Source organism: Streptomyces azureus, assembly GCF_001270025.1.
GTDB lineage: Bacteria > Actinomycetota > Actinomycetes > Streptomycetales > Streptomycetaceae > Streptomyces > Streptomyces azureus.
In genome coordinates this window covers 1-3,696 of record NZ_DF968520.1, presented here as the reverse complement: position 1 = coordinate 3,696, position 3,696 = coordinate 1, and the positions used below count along the sequence as shown (strand labels likewise).

The following is a 3,696-nucleotide window of genomic DNA, read 5'->3' as shown; positions in this document are numbered from 1 at the left end:
GACGGCCTCGTCCGGGGAGCCGAGGGCGGCGATCTCCTCGGCGATGATGTCGAAGGCGCGCTCCCAGGTGACCGGCTCGTAGTGCGTGCCCCCCTCGGGGAGATACACGGGGTGGGTGAGGCGCCCCTGCTGTCCCAGCCAGTAGCCGCTGCGGCCGAACAGGTCGGCGACCGGGTGCGCGGCGAAGAACTCGGGCGTGACCCGGCGCAGCGTGGCCTCCTCGGCGACGGCCTTCGCGCCGTTCTCGCAGAACTCCGCCCTGTGCCGGTGCTCCGGCTCCGGCCAGGCACAGCCCGGGCAGTCGAACCCGTCCTTCTGGTTCACGCTCAGCAGCGTCAGCGCGGTGCGCTTCACACCCATCTGCTGCTGGGCGGCGCGCAGCGTGTGCCCGATCGCGGGGAGGCCCGCTGCCGCGTGCTTCGGCCCGGCGACCTGCGGCGCGTCCTGAACCGGATCACCCTTGGGCGGCTTCGTCGCCATCGCACGCTCCCCTTCGACTGCGCTGTGAGGTACATCTCCGATCCTCCCACGCGGCGGTGACATCGAGTGGGGGCGGGCCGGGGCGGGGCCCGCCCCGGCGCCCGCGCCGCCGAGGGCCGGGTCCGGGGCCGGGGCCGAGTGTCAGTGGGGCGTGGCAGGATCGGGGGCGTGGCAGAGACAGCATCGAAGACGACCGACAAGACCTCCGGCGGCAGCCGTCCGCGACTGATGCTCATGGACGGGCACTCGCTGGCCTACCGAGCGTTCTTCGCGCTGCCCGCGGAGAACTTCACCACCGCGACGGGCCAGCCGACGAACGCGATCTACGGCTTCGCGTCGATGCTGGCCAACACGCTGCGCGACGAGGCGCCCACGCACTTCGCGGTCGCCTTCGACGTCTCCCGCAAGACCTGGCGCTCCCAGGAGTTCACGGAGTACAAGGCGAACCGCTCCAAGACCCCGGACGAGTTCAAGGGCCAGGTCGAGCTGATCGGCGAGCTCCTCGACGCGATGGGCGCCGTCCGCTTCGCGGTCGACGGCTTCGAGGCGGACGACGTGATCGCCACCCTCGCCACCCAGGCCGAGGTCGAGGGCTTCGAGGTGCTGATCGTCACCGGCGACCGGGACTCCTTCCAGCTGGTCAGCGAGCACACCACGGTGCTGTACCCGACCAAGGGCGTCTCCGAGCTGACCCGCTTCACCCCGGAGAAGGTGTTCGAGAAGTACGGCTTGACGCCCGCGCAGTACCCGGACTTCGCGGCCCTGCGCGGCGACCCGTCCGACAACCTCCCCGGCATCCCCGGCGTCGGCGAGAAGACCGCCGCGAAGTGGATCAACCAGTTCGGGTCGTTCGCGCAGCTCGTCGAGCGCGTGGACGAGGTCAAGGGCAAGGCCGGGCAGAACCTCCGCGACCACCTGGAAGCGGTCAAGCTCAACCGCCGGCTGACCGAGCTGGAGCGCCGGGTCGAGCTGCCCAAGGGCGTCACCGACCTGGAGCGGACCGCCTACGACCGCAAGGCCGTCGCGGTGATCCTGGACACCCTGGAGATCCGCAACCCCTCCCTGCGCGAGCGGCTCTTCGCCGTCGACCCCGGCGCGGAGGAGGCCGAGACCACCCCGATCAGCACGGACGGCGTGCAGCTGGACGGCACGGTGCTCGGCACCGGCGAGCTGGCCGGCTGGCTCACCGAGCACGGCGCCCAGCCCCTCGGCGTCGCCACGGTCGACGCCTGGGCGCTCGGCACGGGCTCGGTCGCCGAGGTCGCGCTCGCCGCGCCCGGCGGGGCGGCCGCCTGGTTTGACCCCTCCCAGCTGGACGAGGCCGACGAGAGGGCCTTCGCCACCTGGCTCGCCGACGCCGCCCGGCCCAAGATCTTCCACAACGCCAAGGGCGCCATGCGCGTCTTCGCCGAGCACGGCTGGAGCGTCGAGGGCGTGCGCATGGACACCGCGCTCGCCGCCTACCTGGTCAAGCCGGGCCGCCGCTCCTTCGACCTTGACGCGCTGTCCTTGGAGTACCTGCACCGCGAGCTGGCCCCCGCCGCCGCGGCCGACGGGCAGCTCGCCTTCGGCGCGGACGAGGGCGCCGAGGCCGAGGCCCTGATGATCCAGGCCCGCGCCGTCCTCGACCTGGGCGAGGCCTTCGAGAGCCGCCTGGAGGAGGTCGGCGCCGCCGACCTGCTGCGCGACATGGAGCTGCCCACGTCCGCGCTGCTCGCCCGCATGGAGCGGCACGGCATCGCCGCCGACCGGCCCCACCTGGAGGCCATGGAGCAGATGTTCGCCGGCGCCGTCCAGCAGGCGGTGAAGGAGGCCCACGCGGCGGCCGGGCACGAGTTCAACCTGGGCTCGCCCAAGCAGCTCCAGGAGGTCCTCTTCGGCGAGCTGGCCCTGCCCAAGACGAAGCGGACCAAGACCGGCTACACGACGGACGCCGACGCGCTGGCCTGGCTCGCCACGCAGACGGACAACGAGCTGCCGGTGATCATGCTCCGCCACCGCGAGCAGGCCAAGCTCCGCGTCACCGTCGAGGGCCTGATCAAGACGATCGCCGCGGACGGCCGCATCCACACCACGTTCAACCAGACGGTCGCCGCCACCGGCCGCCTGTCCTCGACGGACCCGAACCTCCAGAACATCCCGGTCCGCACCGACGAGGGCCGCGCGATCCGCCGCGGCTTCGTCGTCGGCGAGGGCTTCGAGTCCCTGATGACGGCCGACTACAGCCAGATCGAACTGCGCGTGATGGCCCACCTCTCCGAGGACGAGGGCCTGATCGAGGCGTTCACCTCCGGCGAGGACCTGCACACCACGGCCGCCTCCCAGGTCTTCGCGGTCGAGCCGACCGCGGTGGACGCCGAGATGCGCCGCAAGATCAAGGCCATGTCGTACGGCCTGGCCTACGGTCTGTCGGCCTTCGGCCTCTCCCAGCAGCTGAACATCGAGGCGGCGGAGGCCCGCGCCCTGATGGACGCGTACTTCGAGCGGTTCGGCGGCGTACGGGACTATCTGCGCCGGGCGGTCGACGAGGCCCGGGCGACGGGCTACACGGCGACGCTCTTCGGACGCCGCCGCTACCTCCCCGACCTCAACAGCGACAACCGCCAGCGTCGCGAGGCGGCCGAGCGGATGGCCCTCAACGCGCCCATCCAGGGCACGGCGGCCGACATCGTCAAGATCGCCATGCTCAAGGTGGACAGCGCGCTCAAGGACGCCGGGCTCGCCTCCCGCATGCTGCTCCAGGTCCACGACGAAATCGTGCTGGAGATCGCCCCCGGGGAGCGGGCTGCCGCCGAGGAACTCGTCCGCCGTGAGATGGCGAACGCCGTCCACCTCCGCGTACCGCTGGGCGTCTCGGTGGGCGCGGGCTCGGACTGGGAGTCGGCAGCGCACTAGTGCCCCGGCGGGCACCGTTTGCCCGTCAAGGAGCGGCGTCCGGTGTGGCGAGAGGGCGTGCCGGGCGTCGCGACGGGGCGAACGTTGCCTGCCGGGGCGCTAGTCCGGCGCGCTGCGCGAAGCAATCCCGGAGTACGCGAAGCAGTCCCTGAACAGAAGACGCGGTATGCCCTCGGCCAAGCGCTGTGCCGGGGGCACCCGCCGCCCCACCCCCGCCGAAAACGTCACTCGCGTGGCCCCCGAGAAAGGGCCCGCGTCCCCGGCGCTCGCAAAGATGCGGGCATGGGTATACGCACGTTCCTCCGCCGCACGGCCCCAGGC

Annotated in this window: 1 protein-coding gene and 1 pseudogene; one reads left to right on the top strand and one right to left on the bottom strand. The window is 72.1% G+C overall.

Annotated features, from left to right (window positions below; genetic code table 11):
• Nucleotides 1–480, bottom strand: a pseudogene (locus AOQ53_RS37890) (hypothetical protein); the annotation flags it as partial.
• 168 nt (nucleotides 481–648) lie between these two features.
• On the opposite strand from AOQ53_RS37890, the gene polA reads away from it, so the two are divergent.
• The gene (gene polA / locus AOQ53_RS37885; RefSeq protein WP_059424420.1) at nucleotides 649–3,375 is read left to right on the top strand and encodes a DNA polymerase I; all 2,727 of its coding nucleotides are present in this window, start codon (nucleotides 649–651) and stop codon (nucleotides 3,373–3,375) included.
• Nucleotides 3,376–3,696 lie beyond the last annotated feature (321 nt).